This window comes from Kitasatospora sp. NPDC006697 (assembly GCF_042869935.1).
Taxonomy (GTDB): domain Bacteria; phylum Actinomycetota; class Actinomycetes; order Streptomycetales; family Streptomycetaceae; genus Kitasatospora.
In genome coordinates, this window is the sequence record NZ_JBIAGU010000001.1 from 87,097 (window position 1) to 113,289 (window position 26,193).

Genomic DNA, 26,193 nt, shown 5'->3' on the forward strand with positions numbered 1-26,193 from the left:
ATCGTCTCGCCGATACCGCGGGGCGCGGTCGCTGGGGAGAGTTGATGGCGTACCGGCCGACCGTTCCGATCCGAGAAGGTGCCCATGTTCGTCGCCCTGCGTGACATCCGCTTCGCCAGGGGTCGCTTCGCCCTGATGGGCGCGGTGGTCACCCTGATCACCACCCTGGTGGTCTTCCTGTACGGGCTGACAGGTGGGCTGGCCTCGGCCGCCTCCTCCACCATCGCCGAGCTGCCCGCCGACCGGATCGTCTTCGGTGCCCCGGCCGGCGCCGATCCGACCGTCTCGTTCAGCTCCAGCACCGTCTCGCCCGGGCAGCAGGCGGCCTGGGCCGCGGCCCCCGGGGTCCGCGCGGCGGACGGGATCGGCCTGGCGATGACCCGGCTGACCGGCACCGGCGCGGCCGTCTCGGTGAGCGTGCTCGGTGCCCCGGCCGGCCTGTTGCCGCCGCTCTCCTCGGGCGCCGCCCCGGGCGACGGGCAGGTGGCGGTCGGGTCGGACACCGCCTCGAAGAGCCGCCTGACGGTCGGTCAGCAGGTCCGGATAGGCGCGCGCACCCTCACCGTCTCCGGCATCACCGCCGAGCGCTCCTACGCCCACGCGCCCACCGTGTGGACCACCCTCCCCACCTGGCAGGAAGTGAGCGGGCAGGCCCAGCCCACCGCGCTCGCGGTCTCGCTCGACGGCGCCGCCGCCCCGGGCGCGGTGGACCGGGCGCAGAACACCAGGGCCGTCCCGGTGGACGACGCCCTGTCCGGCATCGACGGCTTCTCCGCCGAGCAGGGCAGCCTGCAGATGATCCAGGGCTTCCTGTTCGCGGTCAGCGCCCTGGTGGTCGGCGCCTTCTTCACCGTCTGGACGGTGCAGCGCAAGCCCGACATCGCCGTGCTGAAGGCGATCGGCGCCGGCAGCGGCTACCTGGTGCGGGACGCCTTGGCCCAGGCCGCCGCGGTGCTGCTGGGCGGGGCCTTGCTGGGCGGCGCGGCCGGTGCCGTGGGCGGCCTGCTCGCCGGGGCCGCGGTGCCGTTCGACCTGAGCGCCGCCAGCGTGGCCGTGCCGGTGGCCGTGATGGTGCTGCTGGGCCTGCTGGGCGCCGCGCTCGCCGTGCGCCGCATCACCGCCGTCGATCCGATCACCGCTCTGGGGGCCTCCCGATGACCACTGCCATGACCGACCAGTCCGCCCTGCACACCCGCACCGGCCTCGCCCTGTACGGCGTCACCCTCACCTACCCCGACGGGGAGCAGCGCCTCACCGCGCTGGACGAGGTCTCACTGGAGGTCGCCCCCGGCGAGTTCGCCGCCGTGGTCGGGCCCTCCGGGTCCGGCAAGTCCAGCCTGCTGGCGGTGGCCGCCACCCTGCTCACCCCGGACCGCGGGCGGGTGCTGATAGACGGGCAGGACGCGGGGGCGCTGAGCCCCGCCGCCCGCACCGCGCTGCGCCGGGAGCGGCTGGGCATCGTCTTCCAGCAGTCCAACCTGCTCGCCTCGCTGACGGCGGTCGAGCAGCTGCTGGTCCTCTCCCACCTGCGCGGCGAGCGCCCCTCCGCCGCGCGGTCCCGGGCCGAGGCGCTGCTGGCCTCGGTCGGCCTGGCCGGCCCCAAGCAGCAGCGCCGCCCGCACCAGCTCTCCGGCGGCGAGCGCCAGCGGGTCAACATCGCCCGCGCGCTCTTCGGCAGCCCCTCGGTGCTGCTGGTCGACGAGCCCACCTCGGCCCTGGACCACGAGCGCGGCCGCCAGATCGTCGGCCTGCTCGCCGAGGTGACCCGCGAGCACCGCACCGCGACCGTCATGGTCACCCACGACCGCGACCTGCTGGACCGCACCGACCGGGTCCTGGAGATGCACGACGGGAGGCTGGTCTAGCGTGCGCGCCCCCGGGTCAGTCCTGCGGCTTCTCGGAGCCGAGCACGTAGTCCACCTCGAAGGTGACCTCCACGCCGATCGAGGCCGGGAGCGTGACGGACTGGCCCGGGTGATACACCGCCTGCACCCGGTACTCGCCGTCGCGCGGGTCGGAGAGCACCAGCACTCGGCGGTTGGTCCGGTCGATGATGACGTAGACCGGGATGGCGGCCTGGGCGTAGCTGAGCGGCTTGCGGCGCAGGTCGTCGGCCATGTCGGACGAGGTGACCTCGGCGACCAGGCGGAAGATGCACGGGGGGCGCCTACCCGCCGATCAGCCGTTCTTCACACCACCAGGTGTCAACCGCCGCCGACCGTTGCCGCCTCATCCCCCCGCGAAGGCATACACCGCGAAGCAGGCCCCTCCCGCCGCTGCGACCGCGCGCCAGGTGCGCGAGGGCCAGGGGCCGTCGAAGCGGCGGCCGGCGCCGGCTCGCCGGTGCCCGGTGCCGGACGGCCCAGCTGCGGAGGGCGGTTCTGGTGTCCGTGTCCGGCCCAGGGCAGGCGGCGGCCCGCTCCGCGGCCTGCTACCGGGGCGCCGGGGTACCGGTCCGCGCTCGTACCCCGGTACGACTCAGCGCTGTCCGAGCCGCAGCGGCGCCGACTTCTCGCTCTCGCCCGCAGCCCAGAGCGAGCGCACGTGCCCGAGGTGGCGCGCGATGCACTCCTGGGAGGCCGCGACGTCGCCGGTGAGCATCAGGTCCAGCAGTTCCAGGTGCTCCTCGGCGGAGGAGACCAGCTCGCCGCGCTGGTCGAGCCGGGTCAGGCCGTAGAGCCGGGAGCGCTTGCGCAGGTCGCCGACCACCTCGACCAGGCGGGAGTTGCCGGCCAGCGCCAGCAGGCTGAGGTGGAACTGGCGGTCGGACTCCAGATAGGCGATCAGGTCGTGCTTGCGCGCGGCCGCCACGATCTCCTCGGCCACCGGCCGCAGCGCCTCCAGCTGCTCACGGGTGGCGGTGCGGGTGACCTCGCCGATGGTCGGCACCTCGATCAGGGCGCGGATCTCGGTGAACTCGTCCAGGTCGCGCTCGGTCATCTCGGTGACCCGGAACCCCTTGTTCCGGACGGCCTCGACCAGGCCCTCGCGGGCCAGGTCGAGCATCGCCTCGCGGACCGGCGTGGCCGAGACGCCGAAGTCCGCGGCCAGCGCGGGCGCCGAGTAGACCACGCCGGGGCGCAGCTCACCCGAGATCAGCGCGGCCCGCAGCGCGTGCGCGACCTGGTCGCGCAGGCGCTCCTGGACGGAGATGAGGGGGCGGGGCTTCGACTCGGTCACTGCGGTCCTCCGGATGGTGCGGAGCACCAGCGTACAATGTCACGTTTTCGTTGGGCGCTCACGGTTGACCCATCATGCCGCTTGACGTGCCATCAGGGAACGTCGGGGGCCGCACGGCCCGACCGCGGTCACCCAGCGGACCGCCGGTGCACCGCGGCCGCCACCGCCAGATCCTGCCAGGCCATCCCCACGCTCTTGAAGAACCGTGGCCGATCCGTCGGCACCTGCGCGTCGCCGCCGACCAGTTCGCCCAGGTTCGTCCACTCCTTGGCGGCCGCCTCCCGCAGCTGCGGGTCGGCGGGCAGCGGCACCAGCAGGTCGCCCGCCTCGCGCAGCGCCACCGCCCGGGCCTCCACGTAGCAGGCGGCCCGGCCGACCAGCGCGCCGTCCACCTCGCGCCCGACCGGCGAGTGCGAGCCGACGGCGGCGACCGCCGCGCGGTCCGGCACCAGCGCGCCGTCGAAGAGCGGCTCCTGCGCGGTGGTGCAGCAGACCACCAGGTCCGCCTCCGCCACCGCCTCCGGGGTGCCGGCCGCCGCGGCCAGGCCGAGCCCGGCCGCGTGCGCCACCAGCCCGGCGACGGCCTCGGGCCGGCGCCCGACCACAGTGACCCGCTCCAGCGGCCGCACCGCCAGCAGCGCCGCCAGGTGCCCGTAGGCCTGCGGCCCGGTGCCGAAGAGCACCAGGTGCGCCGCCCCGGGCGCGGCCAGCCGGTCCAGCGCCACGGCGGTGACGGCCGGCGTGCGCAGCGAGGTGAGCGCGATCCCGTCCATCAGCGCCAACGGCATCAGGCTGGGCCCGTCCAGCAACAGGTAGCTGCCGGTGATCCGGGGCAGCCCGGCCGCCGGGTTGGCGGGCGCCACCCCGGCGATCTTCACGCCCGCGTACTGCGCGGTGGCGGCCGGCATCAGCAGCAGCTCGCCGGCCGGCACCGGCACGTTGAGCCGGGCCGGGCAGTCCTCCGGGTCCAGCCCGCCGCGCAGCACCTCGGTGAGCGCGGCGAAGGCCTCCTCGGCGGTCAGGTCGACCGCCAGCACGGGCAGTGCCCCAGCGGTGCTCACAGCAGGAACCCCGTTCCCAGTTCGTCCTGCTCGCCGAGCAGGAAGCGGTGCTCGCCGGTGCGGTGCGCCGTGCCGGTGACCTCGGTCAGCCAGGCGCCGTCGCGCTCGCCGATCACCCGGCCGGTGAAGACCGAGCCGATCACCGACTCGTGCCGCAGCACCTGGCCGGTGGCCAGCCGGCCCTGGTCGGCCAGCAGGGCCAGCCGGGCCGAGGTGCCGGAGCCGCACGGCGAGCGGTCGATCTGGCCGTCCGCGAAGACGGTGACGTTGCGCTGCGCGGGGCCGTCGGGGGTGTCCGGCAGCTCCTGGAAGAAGATCACGCCGTACAGGTCGTGGTCGGCCAGCAGTTCGGCGCGCAGTTCGCGGCCGAGCGCGGTCAGCTCCGGCAGGGTGGCGAGCGAGACCTCGGGCACCCGCACCGAAGCGTAGACCGCCCCGGAGTCGGCCAGGTCGGCCTCGTACGCGCCGCTCGCGGTGACGATCTTGCGGCCGCGCTCGAGCACCCGGGTGGGCACGTTGCGGAAGGCCACCGAGGCGGTCCGGCCGCCCCGCCGCTCGACCACGGCGGTCACCCGCCCCGAGGGCACGTCGATCCGCACGTGCGCCCGGCCGTCCTCGGGCGCGGCGACCAGCCCGCTGTCCACGGCCCAGGCGCCGAGCGCGATGGTGCCGTGGCCGCAGGCGGTGGAGTAGCCGTCCTTGTGGAAGAAGAGCACGCCCAGGTGGGCCTCGCTGTCGTCCGGCGGCACCAGGAACCCGCCGTACATGCCGGCGTGGCCGCGCGGCTCCCGGGTGAGCAGTTGCCGCACGGTGTCCAGCGCGCTGGGGCGCGGGTTGGTCGGGGTCCCGCCGGCGCCGAGCGCGATGGCCCGGCGCTCGGCGACGGTGTCCCCCGCCACCGGCGGCAGCCCGGCCGGAACGATCCGGAAGGGCTCACCGGCGGTGTGGTAGTCGACCGTTTCGATGATCATCAGATCGTGCCGGCCGGGAGCAGCGAGACGGTCCGGGTGGTGGTGTAGAACTCGAGCGCCGCCCTGCCCTGCTCGCGCGAGCCGTAGGAGGCCGCGCCGGAGCCGCCGAACGGCAGGTGGAAGTCCACGCCGCTGGAGGGGGCGTTGATCCGCACCATGCCGGCGTTCAGCCGGTCGGCCGCGGCCATCGCCACGTCCAACTGGGTGGTGTGCACCGAGGCGGAGAGGGTGTGCGGGGTGGCGTTGGCGATCGCCAGCGCCTCGTCCAGGTCGGCGGCGGGCAGCAGCACGGCCAGCGGGCCGAAGAACTCCTCGGTCAGCAGCGAGTGGCCCTCGGGCACCGACTCCAGCAGGGTCGGCTCGATGAACCAGCCGTCCTGCTCCGGCACCTGCCCGCCGGTCACGGCGACCGCGCCCCCGGCCACCGCGCTGTCGATCGCGCCGGCCAGCTTGGTGCGGGCCGCCTCGTTGATCACCGGGCCGCCCTCGACCGCGGGGATCGCCTTGGCCAGTGCCTCGCGCAGCGGGCCGTAGGTGTCGCCGACGGCGACCACCCGGCCGGTGGCGGTGCACTTCTGGCCCGCGTAGCCGGCGATGGCGTAGGCCAGGTGGGCGGCGGCCTGCTCGATGTCGGCGCCGGGCAGCACGATGGCGGTGTTGGCGCCGCCCATCTCGGCCTGCACCGGCACGCCGCGCTCGGCGGCGGTGCGGACCACGAAGCGGCCCACGCCGGTGGAGCCGGTGAAGGAGATGATGTCGGCGGCCCCGACCAGCGCGGTGCCCTCCTCGGCGCCGCCGGGAACCGCGGTCAGCACGTCGGCCGGCAGGTCCATCAGCTCGGCCAGCCGCAGGCCCAGCGCGGTCGCCTCCGGGGCGGGCTTGAGCACCACGGTGTTGCCGGTGGCCAGCGCGGGCGCCAGCTTCCAGACCGGGATCGCCAGCGGGAAGTTCCACGGCGTGACCAGCCCGGCCACCCCGTACGGCTTGCGGCGGGTGTAGAGCAGGCCGGGGCCGGCGGCGGTGTCGTGCAGCTCGCCGACCTGGCCGAACGGCGCCTGCGCGTAGTAGCGCAGGATGGCGACGGCCCGACCGACCTCGCCGCGGGCCTCGGAGAGCGGCTTGCCGACCTCCCGGAGCATCAGCGCGGCCAGTTCCTCGGCCCGGCCGGCGATCGCGTCGGCGGCCTTGCCGAGCGCGGCCGAGCGGGCCGCGGCGCCGGCGGCCAGCCAGCCGGGCTGGGCGGCCCGGGCCCGGGCCACGGCGGCCGCCACGCCCTCGGCGCCGGGGGCGGGCGCCTCGACCACCAGGTCGGTCGGGTCGGCGGGGTTGTACGAGGTCACGCTCACAGCAGGAATCCTCCGGGGAAGGGGTCCGTCGGGTCGAGGAAGTACTGCGCCGTCCCGGTCACCCAGGCGCGGCCGGTCACCGTGGGCACCACGGCGGGGCGCCCGGCCACCTCGGTCTCCTCGACCAGCCGACCGGTGAAGGTGGTGCCGATGAAGGAGTCGTTGCGGAAGTCGGTGTCCAGCGCCAGCTCGCCGCGGGCGTGCAGCTGCGCCATCCGGGCCGAGGTGCCGGTGCCGCAGGGCGAGCGGTCGAACCAGCCGGGGTGGATGGCCATGGCGTGCCGGGAGTGCCGGGCGGTCGAGCCGGGGGCGGCCAGGTAGACGTGGTGCACGCTGTGGATGGACGGTTCCTCGGGGTGCACCGGGCGCTGGCCGGTCGCGTTGATCGCGTCCATCAGGGCCAGGCCGGCCTGCAGGATCTCCTGCTTGCGCTCGCGCTCGAAGGGCAGCCCGAACTCGGCCAGCGGCAGGATCGCGTAGAAGTTGCCGCCGAACGCCAGGTCGTAGCCCACCGTGCCGTAGCCGGGCACCTCGATCTTGCGGTCCAGGTCGACCGAGAAGGAGGCGACGTTGCGGATGGTGACCGCGGTGGCGGCGCCGTTCTCCACGGCCACGTCGGCGACCACCAGCCCGGCGGGGGTGTCCAGCCGGATCGTGGTGACCGGCTCGACCACCGGGACCATGCCGGTCTCCACCAGCACGGTGGCGACCCCGATGGTGCCGTGGCCGCACATCGGCAGCAGGCCGGAGACCTCGATGAAGAGCACCCCGAAGTCGGCGTCGGGGCGCGTCGGCGGCTGCAGGACGGCACCGCTCATCGAGGCGTGGCCGCGCGGCTCGTACATCAGCAGGGTGCGGAACTGGTCCAGGTTCTGCTGGAAGTGGATCCGCCGCTCGGCCATGGTGGCCCCGGGGATCACGCCGAAGCCGCCGGTGATCACCCGGGTGGGCATGCCCTCGGTGTGCGAGTCGACGGCGTGGAAGACGTGGCGGGTGCGCATGGTGACCCTTCGTCGGAGGGAAGCCCGCCGCCGACTGCGGTGGCGGCGGCGGGCTGCTTCATCGGCCCGGCTCAGCCGGTCAGCGCAGGCCCTCGGCCAGCGCCTTCTCGGTGGCGGCGCGGACGGCCGCCTCGATCTCGCCGGTCAGGGCCGCGCGGGGGGCGCGGACCGGGCCGCCGGGACGGCCGGCGATGTCCATCGACAGCTTGATCGCCTGGACGAACTCGGTCTTGGAGTCCCAGCGCAGCAGCGAGTGCAGCTGCTTGTAGAGCGGCAGCGCGGTGGCCAGGTCCTTGGCGACGGCGGCCCGGTAGAGCTCCGACGAGGCCTTCGGCAAGGCGTTCGGGTAGCCGGCGATCCAGCCCACGGCGCCGGCCAGGGCCAGCTCCAGCAGCACGTCGTCGGCACCGATCAGCAGGTCAAGGCCCGGGGCCAGCTCGGCGATCTCGTAGGCCCGGCGGACGTCGCCGCTGAACTCCTTTACCGCGACGATGCTGCCGTCGGCGTGCAGCTGGGCGAGCAGCGAGGGCACCAGGTCGACCTTGGTGTCGATCGGGTTGTTGTAGGCCACGATCGGCACGCCGGCCTGGGCGACCTCGGTGTAGTGGGCGCGCACCGCGGCGGCGTCCGCCCGGTAGGCGTTCGGCGGGAGCAGCAGCACGGAGCCGCAGCCGGCCTCGGCGGCCTGCTCGGCCCAGCGGCGCGACTCCGCGCTGCCGTAGGCGGCCACGCCCGGCATGACCCGGGAGCCGTCGCCGGCCGCCTCGACGGCGGTGGTGACGACCTTGGCCCGCTCCTCGGCGGTCAGGGTCTGGTACTCGCCGAGCGAGCCGTTGGGGACGACGCCGTCACAGCCGTTGGCGATCAGCCAGCTGACGTGCTCGGCGTAGGCGTCGTAGTCGACGGACAGGTCCTCGCGCAGCGGGAGCGCGGTGGCGACCATGATGCCGCGCCACGGACGGGTGCTGTCGTGTGTGGGGTTCGTCACGAGGGCATCTCCTTGATGAGGTGTGACATTTTATAGATAGTTGAGCGGAACACGCAAGGGGCGCGCGGGGTCGTTCATCGGCTGCCGGGTGCTGCCGGCCACCGGGGTGGTCTTCCGCGCGCCCGACCGGGACGGCCGGGCGCGCGGAAATCTGTGGGACGGCGTCAGTCCTCGGGCAGCGCCGCCAGGTCGCCGAGCCGGACCGGGCAGGAGAGCGGGCGGCTGTCGGCGGTCGGCTTGTCACTGCCGGAGAGGCAGGCCACCGCCGGACCGCACATCCGCCCCTGGCACCAGCCCATGCCGGCCCGGGTGAGCAGTTTCACGCTGCGCGGATCGGTGGCGCCGAGCTCGGTGACCGCCTCGTCGATCTGTCCGGCGGTCACCTCCTCGCAGCGGCAGACCTCGGTCTCCGGCCGCAGCCAGTCCCGCCAGCTCGGACCGGGCCGGTGCGCGGCGGCCATCAGCTCGGCGAAGCCGCGCAGCCGCCGGCGGGCCGAGAGCGCCCGGCCCGCGGGCGCCCGGTCGGCGACCGCCAGCGCGGCCAGCTCGCCCTCGGCGGCGGCCAGCTCGGCCCCGCCGACGCCGCAGGTCTCGCCGGCGGCCCACAGGCCCGGCACGGTGGTCTGCTGCCGGCGGTCCACGGCCAGTGCCAGGGTGCCGTCCGGCACCTGCCGGGTGGCGGCGCCCAGCTCGGTGGCCAGCTCCAGCTGCGGCACCAGGCCGTGGCCGATCGCCAGCGCGTCGCAGGCGATCTTCCGCTCGCTGCCGGGCACCGGCCGCCAGTCGCGGTCCAGCCGGGCCACCGTGACGGCGCTCACCCGGTCGGTGCCGTGTGCCTCGACCACGGCGCTGGAGCGGCGCAGCCGCACCGTGTGGCGGGCCAGCGCGGCGCCGTGGGTGACCGCCTCCACCAGCTTGGCCGGGTTGGCGGCGAGCACACCGGGCCGGCGGGCGTAGCCGAGGTAGTTCCCGGCCTCCACGACGGCCGGCACCTCGGCGCCGGCCGCCGTCAGCGAGGCGGCGGCTGCCAGCAGCAGCGGGCCGCTGCCCGCCACCACCACCCGGCTCCCGGGCAGCACCAGGCCGGCCTTGAGCATCGCCTGCGCCCCGCCCGCGGTGACCACGCCGGGCAGCGTCCAGCCGGGGAACGGCAGCTGCCGCTCGTAGGCGCCGGTGGCCAGCAGCACCGCGCGGGCGGTGACGGTGGCCCGGCCGCCGCTGTCGGCACCGGTGGCGGCGTGCAGCCGCCAGGGGTCGCGGCGCTCCAGCAGGTGCACGTGGTGCTGCGGCAGGTAGTCGATCCGGCCCGCGGCGCGGTGCTCGGCCAGCCGGTCGGCCAGCCCGGTGTAGACCGGCCAGTGGTGGTGCAGCCGGTCCGGGCGGGCGGCGTGCAGGGCCGGCGACGGGTGCCGGTAGTACTGCCCGCCGGGCCGCGCGCCGGCGTCCAGCAGCACGCAGCGCAGGCCCTGGTCGGCGGCGGTCACCGCGCCGGCCAGCCCGGCCGGGCCGGCGCCGATCACGGCGAGGTCGTACGGGCGGTCGGCCCCGGTGGCCTCAGACGGCGAGGTCGGCATGACCGTGGCCCTCCTGGGTGGTGACGGTGGTGCCGGGCTCGGCCGGGAGCAGGCAGGTGCGCTGGTTGGGGCGGCCGTCGACGGTCGCCAGGCAGTCGAAGCAGGCGCCGATCCCGCAGAACGCGCCGCGCGGGCGGTCGGCCACCCGGGTCCGGCGCCAGGCCACGATGCCCTGTGCCCAGAGCGCGGCGGCGATGGTCTGCCCGGGCAGCGCGGGGATCGGCCGGCCGTCCAGCTCGATGGTGTGGGCGGGCTCCGGCTCGGCGGCGGCCAGCCTGGCGGGGGTTCGGCGCATGGCGTGGGGTCCGATCTCGGGGGGTCAGTCGGTGAAGCGGTCGGGGCTGAACGGCGCCAGGTCCACCGGCTCGGCCCCGGTCAGCCGGCGGCCGGTCAGCTGCTCGGCGATCAGCAGGCCGGTGGCGGGGGCCAGGCCGATGCCCGCGCCCTCGTGGCCGCAGGCGTGCACCAGTCCGGGCACCCGGGGGTCGGCGCCGATCGCCGGCAGGTGGTCCGGCAGGTAGGGGCGGAAGCCCCGGTAGGCGCGCAGCACCTTCACGTCCGTCAGGAACGGGAAGAGCGCGGCGGCCTGCCGGGCCAGCCTGCCCAGCGCGGCGGTGGAGACGGTGCGGTCGAAGCCGACCCGCTCCCGGGTGGCGCCGATCAGCACGGTGCCGGAGGGGGTGCCCTCGACCACCGCGGAGCTCTGCAGCGCGGCCGAGCCGCTGGCCACGTCCGCCACGTAGTCGGCGGCGTAGACCTTGTGCCGGACCACCCGCGGCAGCGGCTCGGTGACCAGCACGAAGCCGCGCCTCGGCAGCACCGGCAGCCCGACGCCGGCCATCGCGGCGATCTCCCCGCCCCAGGTGCCGCCGGCGTTGATCACGGCGCCGGCCGCCAGGGTGCGGCGCTCGGTGCGGACGGCGCGCACCGCGCCGTCCGGGCCCAGCTCGATCCCGGTCACCCGCTCGCCCAGGTGCAGCCCGGCGCCCGCCCCTGTCGCGGCGCGGAGCAGGTGAGCGGCGGCGAGCGCCGGCTGCACCTGGGAGTCCTCGGGGTAGTGGAAGCCGCCGGCCAGCCCCTCGGCCAGGTGCGGCTCGAACTCGCGCAGCGCCTCGCCGGCCACCTCCTCGGCGATCACGCCGACCGCCCGCTGGGTGGCGGCGAACTCGCGCAGCGCCTGCTGCCCGGCGGGCGCGGCGGCGACCACCAGGCCGCCCTTGGGCTCGTACTCGAAGCGCGGGCCGAGCTCCTCGGCCAGCTCGCGCCAGAGCACCGCGGAGAGCTGGGCCAGCTCCAGTTCGGGGCCGGGTGCCTTGTCGGAGAGCAGCAGGTTGCCCTCGCCGGCACCGGTGGTCCCCCCGGCCACCGGTCCGCGGTCGACCACGGCGACCGAGAGCCCGGCGCGGGCGGCGTAGAACGCGCAGGCGGCACCGACGACGCCGGCACCGATCACCACGACGTCGTGGGTTGGTCTCGTGAGCACGGCAGTAATATGTCACATGGTTTTTCGCCTGCCAAGCCGACCCCCCGAACCGGTGGCCTGCCGCAACGGTCCACCGGGGAGGCCGAAACACCGGTGCCCCGGTCCGCGGGCAGCGGACCGGGGCACCGGTGGCAGAAGGGTGACGGGGCGTCAGGTGACGTCGTCGTCGGCGTAGGAGTGGCGGGCCGGCGGCACCGAGGCCACCGGGGCCGCCGAGGCCGTCTCGGGCCCGCCCGCGGCCACCGACTCGGCGCCGGCCACCTCCTCCACCGACAGGTCCACGTGCGAGGCCTCCTCGTCGGAGAGGTCGGCGTCCGGGTTGCGCCGGCGCCGGCGCCGGTCGTTCAGCAGCGCGAAGCCCACCGCCAGGAAGTACAGGATCCAGATCGGCGCGGCCAGCGCCAGCATGCTCACCGGGTCGGCGCTCGGCGTGGCCACCGCGGCGAAGATCGTGATCGCCATCACCATGCCGCGCCACCACCCCAGCATCCGCTTGCCGGTGAGCACCCCGCCCAGGTTCAGCATCACCAGCAGCAGCGGGAACTCGAAGGCCAGGCCGAAGACCAGCAGCATCCGGGTGGCGATGTTGAGGTAGTTCTCCACCGGCAGGATCTGGCTCGCCCCGATCGGGGTGAACGAGCCCAGCACCTCGATGGTGGTCGGCATCAGCAGGTAGGCGCAGGTCACGCCGCCCAGGAAGAGCGGGGTGCCCAGGCCCAGGAAGGTCAGCGAGTAGCGGCGCTCGTGCTTGTGCAGGCCCGGCGAGACGAACGCCCACAGCTGGTAGAGCCAGATCGGCACCGCCGCCACCAGGCCCGCGGTGACGCAGACCTTCAGGGTCAGGTTGAACGGCTGGGTGACACCGATCACCGCGATCTGCGCGCAGTGCTTCACCCCCGGCTTGGGCTGCCCGTTCGGCAGGCAGGCCGGCAGCGGACTCATCAGGAAGTGCAGCAGCCGGTCCTTGAAGAACGCCGCCGCGATGGTGCACACGACCACCGCCAGCGCCGACTTCACCAGCCGGTTCCGCAGTTCGCGCAGGTGGTCGCCCAGGGACATCCGTCCGTCGGGCGTCTTCGGCGGCTTGGAGGACTTGCTCAACCCCGGTCCTTGGTGACTCGATGCGACGTGGCCCGCCGGGCGGCGGCCACGGGGCGGTGCCGGACGGCTAGCGCTGGGCGCGGCCGGCCGGTGGTTCGACAGCGGCACCCGGCGCGGCCTTGACCACCCGGGCCGGCTCGACCGGGGCCGGCTCGACCGGGTGGGCCTCCTTGGCGTACTCCTCGCGCAGCGCCGCCGTCTCCCGCTTGAGGATCCGCATCGACCGCCCGACCGAGCGCGCCAGCTCGGGCAGCCGCTTGCCGCCGAAGAAGGCGGCCGCCATCACGACGATGATCAGGAACGCCAGGACCCTGCCCACCGGCTGCCACCCACTCCCACGACTCGTACGGACCTGCACCGGTACCACGGTGGGAAGCCTAACCCGCGCGCCGAGCCCGGCAGGAGGCCCCCGGCCTCACGACCAGGTGAAGATTGGCCGGCTCACCCGCGGCCCGGCCCCGCTCACCCGCGCGATGCCGCCGACAGCTCCTCGCCCGCCGCGGAGAGCGCCGCGGTGGCCGCCTCCACCTCCTTGGCCAGCCCCCGCACCCCCGCCCACACCCGCAGCGCGAGCACCCCCAGCACCAGCAGCCCCGCCGTGGCCAGGCCGACCACGGCCAGCAGGATCCAGGTCATCGCTTCCGTCACCCCTCGATCGGCAGCAGCCGCATGGTCGACACCCCGGCGCCGGTCAGCGCCTCCACGATCTTCTCCCCGGCCGGCTTGCGCACCGAGGCCCCGCAGGCCGGGCAGCTGAAGCTGTAGAAGGTGCGCTCCTTGGTGGCGCCCAGCGCCAGCCGGAAGCCGGCCGCCGGCACCTCCACCTTCTCCCGGCACTGCGAGCAGTAGACCTTGAACCGGGTCCCCGGCTCGTCCGCCGGCTCCTCCTCGGTCACTCGGCGACCCCGTACCCCGCCAGGGCGGCCAGCGCCGCGGCCCGGGCCTGCTCGGCCAGCGGCTCCGGCGCCACGATCCGCCCGTCCGGGCCCAGCCGCAGCGCCAGGGTGCGCAGACCGGACGGGTCCGAGCTGCGCAGGGTGATCCGCAGTCCGCCGTCGGGCAGCTCCTCCGCCAGGTCGTGCGTGTAGTACTCGGCCACCCAGCGCCCGCCGGGACCGACCTCGACCACCACCTCCGGGTCGTCCGCGGCCGGGTTCACCAGGCCCTGCGAGAGGTCGCGCGGCTCCAGCCGCGGCGGGTCGGCCGGCTCGTCCAGCACCTTCACCTCGGCCACCCGGTCCAGCCGGAACAGCCGCCGGTCCTCCGAGGTGCGGCACCAGCCGTCCAGGTAGGTGTGGCCCTCGGTGAGCAGCCGCACCGGGTCCACCTCGCGCTCGGTCATCGCCGCGCGCCCGTGCGAGTAGTAGCGCAGCCAGATCCGCCGGCCCTCGCTCAGCGCCCGGTCGATGTCGGCGAAGACCCGGCCCTCGGCCTCGAAGGTCACCCCGACCCGGGCACTGCCCTCGGCCGACTCCCCCGCCGCGCCCTCGATCTTGGCGACCGCCCGGGTCAGCGCCTGCCGGTCCCGCTCCCGCAGGCCGGGCAGGCCGGCCACCGCGCGGGCCGCCACCAGCAGCGCCGTGGCCTCGTCCGCGGCCAGCCGCAGCGGCTGGGCCACGTCGTCCACGTTGTGCCACCAGATCCGCTCGCCGTCGGTGTCGATGTCCAGCAGGTCGCCGCCGCGGAAGCTGGTGCCGCACATCGGCAGCACGTTCAGGTCGGCGATCAGCTCGCGCTCGCTGATCCCGAACGCCCGGGCCACCTCGGCCACCTCCGCGCCGGGCCGCTCCCGCAGGTAGGTCACCAGCGAGAGCATCCGCCGGGTCTGGTCGATCGCGTTGCTCATGCCCGCTCCCCCTCCAGCGCGAGGCCGGCCACCGCGCGCAGCCGCTCGATCAGCTCGGCCCGCAGCTCCTGCGGGGCCAGCACCACCACGTCCGCCCCGTACTCGGCCAGCTCGGCGTCCAGCCCGAGGCCGTGCGGGATCTCCAACTCGTCCCACTCCGCGTCGATCTGACACTCCTTCAGGGCCTTGGCCCGGAGCGGGTAGGCGGCCCCGCGGCGCAGCCGCACGGTGGCCGTGGCGGTGGCGCCCTCGCCCGCGAACCTGGCCACGGTGGCCCGCACGTCCACGTGCTCGGGCACCGGCGCGGTGAACGCGCCCTGCCGCGAGCGGACCTTGCCGACGATCCGGCTCAGCCGGAACACCCGGGAGGCGCCCCGGTCCCGGTCCCAGCCCGCCAGGTACCAGTGCCCGCGCCAGCACTCCAGCGCCCACGGCTCCACAGCCCGCGGCTCGCCCACCGCGGCACCGGCCTTGCGGTAGTCGAAGGCCACCGGGCGGCGGTCCCGGGCCGCCAGCAGCAGCGGCTCGAACGCCGCCTCCCGGACCGGGATGTACGGCTCCAGCGCGGTCCCGCCGGCCGCCTCGGTGTCGGTGAACGGCACCCCGGCCGCCCGCAGCTTCTGCAGCGCACCGCTGGCCGCGCCCGACAGCCGGGCCTGCTGCCAGACCTTCGCCGCCAGGCTCAGCGCGGCCGCCTCCTCGGCGTCCAGCGCGATCTCCGGCAGCCGGTTGCGGTCCGGCCGGGCCAGGTAGCCGGCCTCCCCGTCCAGGGTGTTCTCGTCGACGTCGATCACCAGCCCGAGTTCGCGCAGGTCGTCCTTGTCCCGCTCGAACATCCGGTTGAAAGCGTCCTCGCTGCCCTGCGCCCCGGCCTCCCGGTAGGCCTCGATGGACTCCCGCAGCTCCCGCTTGGAGAGCGGACGTCTGGTGTTCATCAGGCACAGGGCGAGATTCATCAGCCGCTCCGCCTTGGCGATCGCCATCGCTGACCCTTCATGGTCGTCCCGAACCGGTGACCCCGGCGGCCTCGACCGTACCGGTAGCGGGACCTGCGGCGAAAGCCGAGGCGGCCGCGCCCCCGCAACGGGAGCGCGGCCGCCTCGGAGAGGTCGTCAGACCGCGATCAGGTCGACCACGAAGATCAGGGTCGACCCGGCCGGGATCAGCGGGCTCGGCGACTGGTTGCCGTAGGCCTTGTGGGCCGGGATGATCAGCTCGCGCCGACCGCCGACCTTCATGCCCACGACGCCCTCGTCCCAGCCCTTGATGACGCGGCCGGCGCCCAGCGGGAACTTGAAGGTCGAGCCGCGGTTCCAGCTCGCGTCGAACTCCTCGCCGGTCTCGAAGGTGACACCGGCGTAGTGCACCTCGACCACCTGGCCCGGCTTGGCCTCCTCGCCGGTGCCCACCTCGATGTCGCGGATGACCAGCTCGGCCGGCGCGTCGCCGCCCGGGAAGTCGATCTCGGGCTTGGTCTTCTGGCTCACAACTGCCTCATCTCGTCGTCAGTGCGCAACACGGCGGCGGACCGCCGCCGGTAAGGCTCCCTCAGGAACCACCGTACGGCCGTCCGCCGCCGCCGTTGATCAGGTCCGGCCCCGAGTCGCCCCGGAAGCCGGTCACCGCACTATCTTGTCATCCCTGCCCGGCCGAGCCGACCCCGGCGTCCAGGATGTCGATCACGAAGACCAGCGAGGCGTTGGCCGGGATGCCGCTGCCCTGCGGCGGGTTCGCGCCGTAGGCCTGGGCCGCCGGGATCACCAGCTCGATCCGGCTGCCGACGTTCTGGCCGACCACGCCCTTGTCCCAGCCCGGGATCACGTTGCCGCCGCCGGTGACGAAGCTGAAGGCGGTCTTCTTGTCCAGCGAGGAGTCGAACTTCTTGCCGTCCTTCAGCGTGACGCCGGTGTACTGCACCACCGCCAGCTCGCCGCTCTCGATCTTCGGGCCCTTGCCCTGGATCAGCACCGCGGTCTTCAGGTCGCTCGGGTCCGCCGCGTTGGCCGGCGGGGTGATGGTGTCGGCCTTGCCGTCACCGTTGACCGTCACCGCCGCGAAGTCCGAGGACGGCGGGGTCACGTCGCCGCTCACCCGGGAGTCCGGGGTGTTCACCCGCTGGATGTCCACCACCAGCACCAGGTCGTCCTTCGGGCCCAGGCCCAGGGTCGAGTTGCCCGCGCTGCCGAAGGCCGCCGCCGGCGGGGCGACCACCAGCAGACGGCTGCCCGCCTTGTGGCCCACCACGGCCGAGTCCAGCGCCGGGATCAGCTGGCCCAGGCCCGCCTGGAACAGCTGCGGCTTGCCCTGGTCGTAGGAGCCCTGGATGTCCTTGCCGGTCGTCCAGTCCTTCAGCGTGAAGTCGGCCGAGACCCAGTTGCCCTTGTCCACCTTGGTGCCGCTGCCCTCGCTGAGCGGCTTCACCACGAAGGAGCCGTCCGACTTCTCGGACGGCAGGGTGATGTCCGCCTTCTTGCCGAAGTCGCCGGAGACCGTCGGCAGCACCTTGGCATCCGCCTTGATCGGCGGCACCGCGGGGGCGCTCGGCGAGGCCGAGGGCGCCGCCGTCGCCGTGTCCGAGGCGGTGCTCTTGGTGTCGCTGCCGCTGTTCACCACGTAGAGGCCGATGCCGCTGCCCACCAGCAGCACCGCCAGCACCACCCCGAGGACCACGCCCAGCCGGCCGCCGGAGCCGACGTTCTCGTAGTCGGCCTCCGACTCCTGCTGCTTGCGCACGGTGGAGGCGAAGACCTGCGGCTCGTCCGACTTGCTCACCGGGAGGGCCGGACCGGCCTCGTCCGGGTCGCCCCAGCCGGCCTGCCGCGCGATCATCGCGGGCGGGACGACGATGGAAGCGCGGTCGCTCGCGGCCGAGCCACCGGGGCCGGAGACCACCGGGTCGGCGAGCGCGCCGCTCGGGTTGTCGGCCTCGGTCGGGCCCGACGGATTCTCAGCCATTTCTCCCCATCCTCGCCATCGGATCACTGGACGCTGTGCGAATCGCCAGCAGTATGGCAGCTCGCCATGAGGACGGGCACTCATCGGGTGTCCATGACACACCGGGAGTACCCGCCCGCGTGACGGCGTCCACCCCGGGGGTGGACGTCCGCGGTTACACAGCTTCCAGGATGTCGATCACGAAGACCAGGGTCGAGTTCGCGGGGATACCGTTCTGTGCTGTTGCGCCGTACCCGAGCGCCGGCGGGATCACCAGCTCCACCCGGCTGCCCACCGGCTGGCCGACCAGCCCCTTGTCCCAGCCCGGGATCACCGCACCGGTGCCGATCTGCAGCACCTGGGCCCCGCCGTGGCTCCACGAGGAGTCGAACTGCTGCCCGTTGCTCCACAGCACCCCGGTGTACTGCAGCACCAGCGACTGGCCCGCCTGCACCGGCTTGCCGTCGCCCTTGATCAGCACACTGGTCTGCAGATCGCCCGGCGGCTGGGTGTTCGCCGGGATCGTGATCGTCGGCGCCGCCTTGCCGTTGTCCTTCACCTGCGGCTGGTTCGCCGGCGGCTGCGTCATCGCCCCGGTCAGCACCGAGTCCTGCGGCACCGACTGCATGATGTCCAGCGCGAACACCACCGTGTCGTCCTTGCCCACGCCGAGCTGCTGCGTCGTGTTGCTGCCGAACGCCACCGACGGCGGCGCCACCACCAGCAGCCGGCTGCCCACCTTCTTGCCCACCACGCTCTGGTCGAAGGCCGGCACCAGCTGCCCGATCCCCGCCTGGTACAGCTGCGGCTTCGCGCCCGCGTCGTACGAACTCGGCACGTCCTTGCCGGTCGTCCAGTCCTTGGCCGTGTAGTTGACCGTCACCCAGTCGCCCTTGCCGACCGTCGCACCGTCCCCCTCCACCGCCGTGCTCACCACGAACTGCCCGCTCGGCTGGCCGGACGGCAGCGTGATCACCGCCTTGCTGCCCACCGCCCCGCTCACCATCGGCATCGGCGAGGCCGACCCCACCGCCGACGGCACCGAAGGCGCCGAGCTCGTCGGCGCCGGCGACGGGCCGCTCTTCACGGGAGACTTGCTGCTGCACGCGGCCAGCAACGCCATCATCGGCACGAGTACCAGCAAACCGGCTCTGCGGCGCACGGGGGCGGTTCCTCACTGTCGGTCACATTTACGGATCGTCAAACGCGACCAGAATAAAACCGGCGTGCCCCGTCACCGTGGAGGACGGGGCACGCCGGCCGGATGAAGCCGATCACAACGGGCCGATCACATGCCGGCGATCAGCTTCTCCACCCGCTCGTCGACCGAACGGAACGGATCCTTGCAGAGCACCGTCCGCTGCGCCTGGTCGTTCAGCTTCAGGTGCACCCAGTCCACCGTGAAGTCCCGGCGCTGCTCCTGCGCCCGCCGGATGAAGTCGCCGCGCAGCCGGGCCCGGGTGGTCTGCGGCGGCACCGACTTCGCCTCGAACACCTTCAGGTCGGTGGTCACCCGCTTCGCCTGGCCCTTGTTCTGCATCAGGTAGAAGAGGCCCCGGCGCCGGTGGATGTCGTGGTACGCCAGGTCGATCTGCGCGATCCGCGGGTTGGACATGCTCATCTGGTGCTTCTCGCGGTACCGCTCGATCAGCTGGTACTTCATGATCCAGTCGATCTCGGTGCCCGCCTTCGCCAGGTCCTCGGTGCGCACCGCCTCCAGGGTCCGTCCCCAGAGCTCCAGCACCCTGCCCACCGTGCCCTCGTTCAGGCCCTTGCGCTCGGCGAACTCCAGCGCCTTCTCGTAGTACTCCTCCTGGATCTCCAGCGCGCTCGCCTCCCGACCGTTGGCCAGCCGCACCTGGTGCCGGCCCGTCAGGTCGTGGCTCACCTCGCGGATCGCCCGGATCGGGTTCTCCAGCGTCAGGTCCCGCATCACCACCCCGGCCTCGATCAGCCGCAGCACCAGATCGGTCGCACCCACCTTCAGCAGGGTGGTGGTCTCCGACATGTTCGAGTCCCCGACGATGACGTGCAGCCGCCGGTACCGCTCCGCGTCCGCGTGCGGCTCGTCCCTGGTGTTGATGATCGGACGCGACCGGGTGGTCGCCGAACTGACGCCCTCCCAGATGTGCTCGGCCCGCTGGCTCACGCAGAACACCGCACCGCGCGGCGTCTGCAGCACCTTCCCCGCCCCGCAGATCAGCTGCCGGGTCACCAGGAACGGGATCAGCACGTCGGCCAGCCGGGAGAACTCCCCGTGCCGGGCCACCAGGTAGTTCTCGTGGCAGCCGTAGGAGTTGCCGGCCGAGTCGGTGTTGTTCTTGAACAGGTAGACGTCGCCCGCGATGCCCTCCTCGTGCAGCCGGCGCTCGGCGTCCACCAGCAGGCCTTCGAGGATGCGCTCCCCCGCCTTGTCGTGCGTCACCAGTTCGGTGACGTCATCGCACTCCGGAGTGGCGTACTCGGGGTGCGAACCGACGTCCAGGTAGAGGCGGGCGCCATTGCGCAGGAACACATTGCTGCTGCGCCCCCAGGAAACTACGCGGCGGAAGAGGTACCTGGCCACCTCGTCCGGAGACAGACGCCGTTGTCCCCGGAACGTACACGTGACGCCGTACTCGTTCTCCAGCCCGAAAATTCGGCGGTCCATGCAGGGACTTTACGCTTCCGGGGGCCTTTCGAAACCGTTTTCCGCGCCTCAATCGGATGACAGATCGGCAGCCCGCGGAATCGCCCGGCGAGTCGCGGACACGGCTGCGGGGTGCGGCGCCCGTGCGCCGCACCCCGACCCGCTGACGGGCCCTCAGTCCTCGTCTGTGGACTCCGCGGCGCCCTCGGCCGACTCCTCCGCGGCCGACTCCTCGCCCGCCAGCAGCCGGCCCAGCTGAGCGCCCAGCACCCGCTTGAACTTGCGCTGCTGCGGCCGCACCCGGTCCAGCACCGCGACCTCCAGCTGCTCCGGGGTCAGGGTCCGCGGGGTGCCCCCGTTGGGGTCCCGGGCCAGCGACTCCACGGCCAGCTTCAGCGCCTCGGCCAGGCTCATCCCGACCCGGTGGCGCTGGCCCAGGTAGCTGCCGATCGAGTCCGCGTTGCCGCCGACCACCACGGTGTTCTGCTCGTCCACCACCGAGCCGTCCGGGGTGAGCCGGTAGATCTGGTCGTCCTCGGGCGACCGGCCGACCTCGGCCACGATCAGCTCCACCTCGTACGGCTTCTCGCCGACCGAGGAGAAGATCGTGCCCAGGGTCTGGGCGTACACGTTGGCCAGCCCGCGGGCGGTCACGTCCGCCCGGTCGTAGGAGTAGCCGCGCAGGTCGGCGTAGCGCACCCCGCCGATCCGCAGGTTCTCGAACTCGTTGTAGCGCCCGACCGCCGCGAAGGCGATCTTGTCGTAGATCTCGGACACCTTGTGCAGCGCCCGGGAGGTGTTCTCGGCCACGAAGACGATGCCGTCGGCGTAGGTGAGCACGACCACGCTGCGGCCGCGCGCGATGCCCTTGCGGGCGTACTCCGCGCGGTCCGCCATGGCCTGCTGGGGCGAGACGTAGAACGGTGTGGACACCGGCGGTCGTCCCTTCTGACTCGGTCTGGGTGGAGTGGCGGACTAGAGGAGCGGGGCCTGCGGACCGTCCGGCTGGCTGCGCCGGCGGTCGGTGACGGCCACCGCGATCTCGGCCACCTCCGCGTCGCCGAGCCGGCGGAAGCCGTCCTCGGTGATCAGCGTGACGATCGGGAAGATCTGCCGGGCCAGGTCCGGGCCGCCGGTCGCCGAGTCGTCGTCGGCGGCGTCGTAGAGCGCCTGCACGACCAGGGTGGCGGCCTCCTCGGCCGTCAGGTCCTGGCGGAAGAGCTTCTTCATCGACCCGCGGGCGAAGACCGAGCCGGAGCCGGTGGCGGCGAAGCCGCGCTCCTCGGAGCGGCCGCCGGTGACGTCGTAGGTGAAGATCCGGCCGCGCCCGAGGTCCAGGTCGTAGCCCGCGAAGACCGGCACCACGGCCAGGCCCTGCATGGCCATGCCCAGGTTGCCCCGGATCATCGTGGTCAGCCGGTTGGCCTTGCCCTCCAGCGAGAGCACGGTGCCCTCGATCTTCTCGTAGTGCTCCAGCTCCAGCTGGAAGAGCCGCACCATCTCGACCGCGAGGCCCGCGGTGCCGGCGATGCCGACCGCGCTGTACTCGTCCGCCGGGAAGACCTTCTCGATGTCGCGCTGGGCGATCACGTTGCCCATGGTGGCCCGCCGGTCACCGGCGAGCACCACGCCGCCGTCGAAGACCACGGCGACGATGGTGGTGCCGTGCGGCGCCTCGACCGTCAGCCCCGCCGGAAGCGCACGGCGCCCCGGGAGCAGATCGGGCGAGTGCTCGGCCAGGAACTCGATGAACGACGAGGATCCCGGGGTGAGGAAGGCAGCCGGTAGACGCCCGGTGCCACGAGTGTTGGCTTCCACACGATTCCTTCCAGGTGGTCGGCAGCCCGCCGGAACGCGTCGGGCCGGTCCCGCATCCGTCCCAGCGCCGCGTTGCACGCGAAGCAGAGGATGCCACGGACCCTACCCGTTCCGTGGTCGTGATCCACATGCTCGGCGGGTTTGTCGAGACAGATCGGACAGGTGCCCGCCCGGGTCTCGAGCATGGCTCCGGAACCGGCCTCGGAGCGGCCGCGGTGTTCCGGCGGCAACGGCTCTCGCGGTTCCGCCCGGGCACCCCGACGCGCGGCTGCGGGGCCTTGCCTCGGCCCGCTGCCGCGCGTCGTGGTGGCCCGCACCGCGGATCCGGCACACCGCCCGCGGCCCGTTCGGCCGCGAGCGGTTCCGTGCGAATTCAGCGACTGCGAGGGTCGGCCTGCATTTCGAGCAAGGTGCCTCGGAATGCATTTCCCGTACTGGCTACTGCCCCCCCTTTTGAACGAAGCCGCGCACGAAGTCCTCGGCATTGGACTCGAGGACCTCGTCGATTTCGTCCAGCACCGCGTCGACGTCGTCGCTCAGCTTCTCCTGGCGCTCCTTGAGCTCCTCGGACTGCTGGGCTTCCGCCGTCTGTTCCTCGGTCTCCTCGGTGGCGCGGTTCTCCCGCTGCTGACCGCCGCCGGTGTCCTTGGTAGCCATGCCCCTCACCCCTCTGCATCGTCGGTCGGTAGTTCTGTTCATTCAACGCCTGGGCCGCACCGGGATGATTCCCCGTCAGCGCACCTTTCACCCACCGTAGTGGATCACTCACCCGCCGCTGAGCACCCGGACCAGGTCCTCGGCGGTCCGGCAGCGGTCCAGCAGCTCCTTGACGTGGTTGCGGGTGCCGCGCAGCGGCTCCAGGGTGGGGACCCGCTGCAGCGAGTCCCGGCCGGGCAGGTCGAAGATCACCGAGTCCCAGGAGGCCGCCGCGACGTGCTCCGCGTACTGCTCCAGGCAGCGGCCGCGGAAGTAGGCCCGGGTGTCCTCCGGCGGCTGGTGGACGGCCCGCAGCACGTCCTCCTCGTCGAGCAGCCGCTCGAACCGGCCGCGGGCGACCAGGCGGTTGTAGAGGCCCTTCTCGGCCCGCACGTCGCTGTACTGCAGGTCGACCAGGTGCAGCCGGGGGTTGTCCCAGTCCAGTCCGTCGCGCTGGCGGTAGCCCTCCAGCAGCTCCCGCTTGGCGATCCAGTCCAGCTGCTTGGACAGGCTCATCGGGTCCCGCTCCAGCCGGGAGAGCACGTCCTCCCAGCGGATCAGCACGTCCTTGGTCTGCTCGTCGGCGTCGTGGCCGTAGCGGTCCTCGACGAACTTGCGGGCCAGTTCGTAGTACTCCATCTGGAGCTGCACGGCGGTGAGCTTGCGCCCGTTGCGCAGGGTGATCAGGTGCTCCAGCGCGGGGTCGTGGGAGACCCGGTGCAGGGTGCGCACCGGCTGGTCCACGGCCAGGTCGACCGCGATGAAGCCGGCCTCGATCATCGAGAGCACCAGCGAGGTGGTGCCGAGCTTGAGGTAGGTGGAGATCTCGGAGAGGTTGGCGTCCCCGATGATCACGTGCAGCCGGCGGTACTTCTCGGCGTCGGCGTGCGGTTCGTCCCGGGTGTTGATGATCGGGCGCTTGAGGGTGGTCTCCAGGCCGACCTCGACCTCGAAGTAGTCGGCCCGCTGGCTGATCTGGAAGCCGTTGGCGGAGCCGTCCTGGCCGATGCCGACCCGGCCGGCGCCGGTGACCACCTGGCGGGAGACGAAGAAGGGGGTGAGGTGGCGCACGATGTCGGCGAACGGGGTGGCCCGCTGCATCAGGTAGTTCTCGTGGGTGCCGTAGGAGGCGCCCTTGTTGTCGGTGTTGTTCTTGTACAGGTGGATGGTCTGCCCGTTGGGCAGTTCCAGGGCGCGGGCTGCCGCCTCCGCCATGATCCGCTCGCCGGCCTTGTCCCAGAGCACGGCGTCGCGCGGGTTGGTCACCTCGGGCGAGCTGTACTCGGGGTGGGCGTGGTCGACGTAGAAGCGGGCGCCGTTGGTGAGGATGATGTTGGCGAGGCCGATGTCCTCGTCGGTGAGCTGGCTGGCGTCCGCGACCTCGCGGGCGAGGTCGAATCCGCGCGCGTCGCGCAGCGGGTTCTCCTCCTCGAAGTCCCACCGGGCGCGGCGCGCCCGGTGCATCGCCGCCGCGTAGGCGTTGACGATCTGGGACGAGGTGAGCATGGCGTTGGCATTGGGGTGGCCGGGTACGGAGATGCCGTACTCGGTCTCGATGCCCATCACGCGCCTTACGGTCATCCGGCCCTCCTTGCCCGGTGCTGCCCGTCCGCCCCGCCGGCGGCGGGGCGCCGACGTCCCTGGAGTGCGCCGCGGCTGACGGAGCGTCGGTTCCGTCAGCCGCGGTTGGTGGTTCCGGAGCGCTGTTACAGGTACTGACCGGTGTTGGCCACGGTGTCGATGGAGCGGCCGGACTCGGCGCCCTGCTTGCCGGTGACCAGGGTGCGGATGAAGACGATCCGCTCGCCCTTCTTGCCGGAGATCCGGGCCCAGTCGTCCGGGTTGGTGGTGTTGGGCAGGTCCTCGTTCTCCTTGAACTCGTCCACGCAGGCGGCGAGCAGGTGGGAGACCCGCAGACCGCGCTGGCCGTGGTCGAGGAAGTCCTTGATCGCCATCTTCTTGGCCCGGTCCACGATGTTCTGGATCATGGCGCCGGAGTTGAAGTCCTTGAAGTACAGGACCTCCTTGTCACCGTTGGCGTAGGTGACCTCCAGGAAGCGGTTCTCCTCGGTCTCGCTGTACATCCGCTCGACCACGGACTGGATCATGGCGGCGACGGTGGCGTCCAGCGAGCCGTCGTGCTCCTTGAGGTCGTCCGGGTGGAAGGGCAGCGAGTTCTTCAGGTACTTGGAGAAGATGTCCTTGGCGGCCTCGGCGTCCGGGCGCTCGATCTTGATCTTCACGTCGAGGCGGCCGGGCCGCAGGATCGCCGGGTCGATCATGTCCTCGCGGTTGGAGGCGCCGATCACGATCACGTTCTCCAGGCCCTCGACGCCGTCGATCTCGGCGAGCAGCTGGGGGACGATGGTGTTCTCGACGTCGGAGCTGACGCCGGATCCGCGGGTGCGGAAGAGCGACTCCATCTCGTCGAAGAAGACGATGACCGGGGTGCCCTCGCTGGCCTTCTCGCGCGCCCGCTGGAAGACCAGGCGGATCTGCCGCTCGGTCTCGCCGACGTACTTGTTGAGCAGCTCGGGGCCCTTGATGTTGAGGAAGTAGCTCTTGCCCTGCGGCCGGCCGGTGACCTCGGCGACCTTCTTGGCGAGCGAGTTGGCCACCGCCTTGGCGATCAGCGTCTTGCCGCAGCCGGGCGGGCCGTAGAGCAGCACGCCCTTGGGCGGGCGCAGCTCGTACTCCTTGAAGAGGTCGGCGTGCAGGTAGGGCAGCTCGACCGCGTCGCGGATCTGCTCGATCTGGCCGCTGAGGCCGCCGATCTGCCGGTAGTCGATGTCCGGGACCTCTTCGAGGACCAGTTCCTCGACCTCGGCCTTGGGCACGACCTCGTAGACGTAGCCGGAGCGGGACTCCAGCAGCAGTGCGTCCCCCGGGCGCAGGGTGACCCCGCGCAGCGGCTCGGCGAGGCGCACCACCCGTTCCTCGTCTGTGTGCCCGGTGACCAGGGCCCGTTCGCCGTCCTCGAGGACCTCCTTGAGGGTGACGAGTTCGCCGATCGATTCGAAGGCGAAGGCGTCGACGACGTTGAGCGCCTCGTTGAGCAGCACTTCCTGGCCGCGCTGGAGGTCGTCCAGGTCGATGGCGGGGCTGACGTTGACCCGCAGCTTGCGGCCGCCGGTGAAGATGTCGGCGGTGCCGTCCTCGTTGCGGCTGAGGAAGGTGCCGAATCCTGCGGGCGGCTGGGCCAGCCGGTCCACCTCTTCCTTGAGGGCCACGATCTGGTCGCGGGCCTCGCGCAGGGTGGCGGCCAGCCGCTCGTTCTGGGCGGTCACGCCGGCCAGGTTGGTCTGGAGCTCGACGATCCGGTCTTCGAGGATCCTCGATGAGCGCGGGGCGTCGGCCAGCTTGCGTCGCAGCACGGCGATCTCCTGCTCCAGGTACGAGACCTGTGCGGCCTCGTCGGAACCACGGGCGGGCTTTCCGGCACTGCGGTTGTAGTCGTCTTCGTGGGCTGCCACGGTCCTCACCTCCTCCGGGGAGCGGGATGCTTCCAGACCCTACCTGTACCAGGGGTCGTGTAAACCCCTAGATCAAGAAAGACGGAAGGGGT

General features: G+C 73.0%; 28 protein-coding genes and 1 pseudogene. 3 read left to right on the forward strand and 26 right to left on the reverse strand.

The genetic code is table 11. The annotated features are described in order from the left end of the window. Positions 1 to 84 precede the first annotated feature (84 nt). Together ACFYNO_RS00380 and ACFYNO_RS00385 are read left to right on the forward strand one after the other, a co-directional pair. Positions 85 to 1,158, forward strand: a complete 1,074-nt coding sequence (locus ACFYNO_RS00380; RefSeq protein ID WP_388002729.1) for an ABC transporter permease — start codon at positions 85 to 87, stop codon at positions 1,156 to 1,158. After that, a complete protein-coding gene (locus tag ACFYNO_RS00385; protein WP_388002732.1) occupies positions 1,155 to 1,865 on the forward strand; it encodes an ABC transporter ATP-binding protein in 711 nt (236 codons plus the stop codon). The genes ACFYNO_RS00380 and ACFYNO_RS00385 overlap by 4 nt, the downstream gene beginning before the upstream one ends. A gap of 16 nt (positions 1,866 to 1,881) precedes the next feature. On the opposite strand, the gene ACFYNO_RS00390 is transcribed toward ACFYNO_RS00385, so the two are convergent. From ACFYNO_RS00390 to ACFYNO_RS00480, 19 genes are all read right to left on the reverse strand, one after another. Continuing rightward, positions 1,882 to 2,154 (reverse strand): Uma2 family endonuclease, encoded by a 273-nt coding sequence (locus ACFYNO_RS00390; protein WP_388004272.1) that lies wholly within the window; start codon positions 2,152 to 2,154, stop codon positions 1,882 to 1,884. A gap of 324 nt (positions 2,155 to 2,478) precedes the next feature. Continuing rightward, positions 2,479 to 3,180 carry a GntR family transcriptional regulator gene (locus ACFYNO_RS00395; RefSeq protein WP_388002735.1) on the reverse strand — a complete coding sequence of 234 codons (702 nt, stop codon included), beginning with the start codon at positions 3,178 to 3,180 and terminating at the stop codon, positions 2,479 to 2,481. Between the two features lie 128 nt (positions 3,181 to 3,308). After that, on the reverse strand, positions 3,309 to 4,241 hold the full coding sequence (locus tag ACFYNO_RS00400) for an ornithine cyclodeaminase family protein (RefSeq protein ID WP_388002738.1): 933 nt from the start codon (positions 4,239 to 4,241) through the stop codon (positions 3,309 to 3,311). Beyond that, complete coding sequence (locus ACFYNO_RS00405; RefSeq protein ID WP_388002741.1) at positions 4,238 to 5,212, reverse strand: proline racemase family protein; 975 nt, start codon at positions 5,210 to 5,212, stop codon at positions 4,238 to 4,240. The genes ACFYNO_RS00400 and ACFYNO_RS00405 overlap by 4 nt, the downstream gene beginning before the upstream one ends. Then, positions 5,212 to 6,558, reverse strand: a complete 1,347-nt coding sequence (locus ACFYNO_RS00410; protein WP_388002744.1) for an aldehyde dehydrogenase family protein — start codon at positions 6,556 to 6,558, stop codon at positions 5,212 to 5,214. Before ACFYNO_RS00410 ends, ACFYNO_RS00405 begins: the two co-directional genes overlap by 1 nt. Continuing rightward, a complete protein-coding gene (locus tag ACFYNO_RS00415; RefSeq protein ID WP_388002747.1) occupies positions 6,555 to 7,559 on the reverse strand; it encodes a proline racemase family protein in 1,005 nt (334 codons plus the stop codon). Before ACFYNO_RS00415 ends, ACFYNO_RS00410 begins: the two co-directional genes overlap by 4 nt. A gap of 79 nt (positions 7,560 to 7,638) precedes the next feature. After that, positions 7,639 to 8,502: a dihydrodipicolinate synthase family protein gene (locus ACFYNO_RS00420; protein ID WP_388004275.1), complete on the reverse strand. Its 864-nt coding sequence runs from the start codon at positions 8,500 to 8,502 to the stop codon at positions 7,639 to 7,641. A 209-nt stretch (positions 8,503 to 8,711) separates the two neighbouring features. Next, positions 8,712 to 10,121, reverse strand: coding sequence for an FAD-dependent oxidoreductase (locus ACFYNO_RS00425; protein ID WP_388002750.1), 1,410 nt, complete (start codon positions 10,119 to 10,121; stop codon positions 8,712 to 8,714). After that, positions 10,102 to 10,416 (reverse strand): (2Fe-2S)-binding protein, encoded by a 315-nt coding sequence (locus ACFYNO_RS00430; protein WP_388002753.1) that lies wholly within the window; start codon positions 10,414 to 10,416, stop codon positions 10,102 to 10,104. Before ACFYNO_RS00430 ends, ACFYNO_RS00425 begins: the two co-directional genes overlap by 20 nt. 24 nt (positions 10,417 to 10,440) lie before the next feature. After that, positions 10,441 to 11,604 (reverse strand): NAD(P)/FAD-dependent oxidoreductase, encoded by a 1,164-nt coding sequence (locus ACFYNO_RS00435; RefSeq protein ID WP_388002756.1) that lies wholly within the window; start codon positions 11,602 to 11,604, stop codon positions 10,441 to 10,443. Between the two features lie 150 nt (positions 11,605 to 11,754). After that, the gene (gene tatC / locus ACFYNO_RS00440; RefSeq protein ID WP_388002759.1) at positions 11,755 to 12,705 is read right to left on the reverse strand and encodes a twin-arginine translocase subunit TatC; all 951 of its coding nucleotides are present in this window, start codon (positions 12,703 to 12,705) and stop codon (positions 11,755 to 11,757) included. A 67-nt stretch (positions 12,706 to 12,772) separates the two neighbouring features. Beyond that, positions 12,773 to 13,024 carry a twin-arginine translocase TatA/TatE family subunit gene (locus ACFYNO_RS00445; RefSeq protein ID WP_388002762.1) on the reverse strand — a complete coding sequence of 84 codons (252 nt, stop codon included), beginning with the start codon at positions 13,022 to 13,024 and terminating at the stop codon, positions 12,773 to 12,775. 143 nt (positions 13,025 to 13,167) lie between these two features. Next, on the reverse strand, positions 13,168 to 13,341 hold the full coding sequence (locus ACFYNO_RS00450) for a hypothetical protein (protein WP_388002765.1): 174 nt from the start codon (positions 13,339 to 13,341) through the stop codon (positions 13,168 to 13,170). Between the two features lie 8 nt (positions 13,342 to 13,349). Beyond that, positions 13,350 to 13,601: a hypothetical protein gene (locus ACFYNO_RS00455; RefSeq protein ID WP_388002768.1), complete on the reverse strand. Its 252-nt coding sequence runs from the start codon at positions 13,599 to 13,601 to the stop codon at positions 13,350 to 13,352. After that, the gene (locus tag ACFYNO_RS00460) at positions 13,598 to 14,551 is read right to left on the reverse strand and encodes a helix-turn-helix transcriptional regulator (protein ID WP_388002771.1); all 954 of its coding nucleotides are present in this window, start codon (positions 14,549 to 14,551) and stop codon (positions 13,598 to 13,600) included. Before ACFYNO_RS00460 ends, ACFYNO_RS00455 begins: the two co-directional genes overlap by 4 nt. Continuing rightward, positions 14,548 to 15,534, reverse strand: coding sequence for a helix-turn-helix transcriptional regulator (locus ACFYNO_RS00465; protein ID WP_388002774.1), 987 nt, complete (start codon positions 15,532 to 15,534; stop codon positions 14,548 to 14,550). The genes ACFYNO_RS00460 and ACFYNO_RS00465 overlap by 4 nt, the downstream gene beginning before the upstream one ends. 129 nt (positions 15,535 to 15,663) lie before the next feature. Then, positions 15,664 to 16,038 (reverse strand): FKBP-type peptidyl-prolyl cis-trans isomerase, encoded by a 375-nt coding sequence (locus ACFYNO_RS00470; protein ID WP_388002777.1) that lies wholly within the window; start codon positions 16,036 to 16,038, stop codon positions 15,664 to 15,666. 148 nt (positions 16,039 to 16,186) lie between these two features. Continuing rightward, positions 16,187 to 17,506, reverse strand: a complete 1,320-nt coding sequence (locus ACFYNO_RS00475; protein WP_388002780.1) for an FKBP-type peptidyl-prolyl cis-trans isomerase — start codon at positions 17,504 to 17,506, stop codon at positions 16,187 to 16,189. Positions 17,507 to 17,660: 154 nt separating this feature from the next. Continuing rightward, the gene (locus tag ACFYNO_RS00480; RefSeq protein WP_388002783.1) at positions 17,661 to 18,476 is read right to left on the reverse strand and encodes an FKBP-type peptidyl-prolyl cis-trans isomerase; all 816 of its coding nucleotides are present in this window, start codon (positions 18,474 to 18,476) and stop codon (positions 17,661 to 17,663) included. Between ACFYNO_RS00480 and ACFYNO_RS00485 the strand changes: the two genes are divergently transcribed. Further along, the gene (locus tag ACFYNO_RS00485) at positions 18,454 to 18,753 is read left to right on the forward strand and encodes a hypothetical protein (protein WP_388002786.1); all 300 of its coding nucleotides are present in this window, start codon (positions 18,454 to 18,456) and stop codon (positions 18,751 to 18,753) included. The genes ACFYNO_RS00480 and ACFYNO_RS00485 overlap by 23 nt on opposite strands. Positions 18,754 to 18,773: 20 nt before the next feature. Here the strand turns inward: ACFYNO_RS00485 and pafA are convergent, their stop codons facing one another. From pafA to arc, 7 genes and pseudogenes are all read right to left on the reverse strand, one after another. Then, positions 18,774 to 20,135 (reverse strand): Pup--protein ligase, encoded by a 1,362-nt coding sequence (pafA, locus tag ACFYNO_RS00490; RefSeq protein WP_388002789.1) that lies wholly within the window; start codon positions 20,133 to 20,135, stop codon positions 18,774 to 18,776. 153 nt (positions 20,136 to 20,288) lie between these two features. Beyond that, on the reverse strand, positions 20,289 to 21,047 hold the full coding sequence (gene prcA / locus ACFYNO_RS00495) for a proteasome subunit alpha (RefSeq protein WP_388002792.1): 759 nt from the start codon (positions 21,045 to 21,047) through the stop codon (positions 20,289 to 20,291). Positions 21,048 to 21,089: 42 nt separating this feature from the next. After that, entirely contained in the window at positions 21,090 to 21,932 is an 843-nt protein-coding gene (gene prcB / locus ACFYNO_RS00500) for a proteasome subunit beta (RefSeq protein WP_388002795.1), read from the reverse strand. Positions 21,933 to 22,000: 68 nt separating this feature from the next. After that, a pseudogene (locus ACFYNO_RS00505) lies at positions 22,001 to 22,417 on the reverse strand (endonuclease domain-containing protein); the annotation flags it as partial. Next, on the reverse strand, positions 22,371 to 22,589 hold the full coding sequence (locus ACFYNO_RS00510) for a ubiquitin-like protein Pup (RefSeq protein ID WP_388002798.1): 219 nt from the start codon (positions 22,587 to 22,589) through the stop codon (positions 22,371 to 22,373). The pseudogene ACFYNO_RS00505 and the gene ACFYNO_RS00510, both read right to left, overlap by 47 nt. Before the next feature lie 108 nt (positions 22,590 to 22,697). Further along, positions 22,698 to 24,209 (reverse strand): depupylase/deamidase Dop, encoded by a 1,512-nt coding sequence (gene dop / locus ACFYNO_RS00515; RefSeq protein ID WP_388002801.1) that lies wholly within the window; start codon positions 24,207 to 24,209, stop codon positions 22,698 to 22,700. 125 nt (positions 24,210 to 24,334) lie between these two features. Beyond that, the gene (arc, locus tag ACFYNO_RS00520; protein ID WP_388002804.1) at positions 24,335 to 26,101 is read right to left on the reverse strand and encodes a proteasome ATPase; all 1,767 of its coding nucleotides are present in this window, start codon (positions 26,099 to 26,101) and stop codon (positions 24,335 to 24,337) included. Between the last annotated feature and the right edge of the window lie 92 nt (positions 26,102 to 26,193).

Coding starts and splice junctions, on each gene's coding strand:
- ACFYNO_RS00450 (WP_388002765.1), bottom strand. CDS start 13,341: ATGACCTGGATCCTGCTGGCCGTGGTCGGCCTGGCCACGGCGGGGCTG.
- ACFYNO_RS00475 (WP_388002780.1), bottom strand. CDS start 17,506: ATGGCTGAGAATCCGTCGGGCCCGACCGAGGCCGACAACCCGAGCGGC.
- dop (WP_388002801.1), bottom strand. CDS start 24,209: ATGACCGTAAGGCGCGTGATGGGCATCGAGACCGAGTACGGCATCTCC.
- ACFYNO_RS00385 (WP_388002732.1), top strand. CDS start 1,155: ATGACCACTGCCATGACCGACCAGTCCGCCCTGCACACCCGCACCGGC.
- ACFYNO_RS00420 (WP_388004275.1), bottom strand. CDS start 8,502: ATGGTCGCCACCGCGCTCCCGCTGCGCGAGGACCTGTCCGTCGACTAC.
- ACFYNO_RS00510 (WP_388002798.1), bottom strand. CDS start 22,589: ATGGCTACCAAGGACACCGGCGGCGGTCAGCAGCGGGAGAACCGCGCC.
- ACFYNO_RS00430 (WP_388002753.1), bottom strand. CDS start 10,416: ATGCGCCGAACCCCCGCCAGGCTGGCCGCCGCCGAGCCGGAGCCCGCC.
- ACFYNO_RS00425 (WP_388002750.1), bottom strand. CDS start 10,121: ATGCCGACCTCGCCGTCTGAGGCCACCGGGGCCGACCGCCCGTACGAC.
- ACFYNO_RS00460 (WP_388002771.1), bottom strand. CDS start 14,551: ATGAGCAACGCGATCGACCAGACCCGGCGGATGCTCTCGCTGGTGACC.
- ACFYNO_RS00415 (WP_388002747.1), bottom strand. CDS start 7,559: ATGCGCACCCGCCACGTCTTCCACGCCGTCGACTCGCACACCGAGGGC.
- ACFYNO_RS00465 (WP_388002774.1), bottom strand. CDS start 15,534: ATGGCGATCGCCAAGGCGGAGCGGCTGATGAATCTCGCCCTGTGCCTG.
- ACFYNO_RS00380 (WP_388002729.1), top strand. CDS start 85: ATGTTCGTCGCCCTGCGTGACATCCGCTTCGCCAGGGGTCGCTTCGCC.
- pafA (WP_388002789.1), bottom strand. CDS start 20,135: ATGGACCGCCGAATTTTCGGGCTGGAGAACGAGTACGGCGTCACGTGT.
- ACFYNO_RS00405 (WP_388002741.1), bottom strand. CDS start 5,212: ATGATCATCGAAACGGTCGACTACCACACCGCCGGTGAGCCCTTCCGG.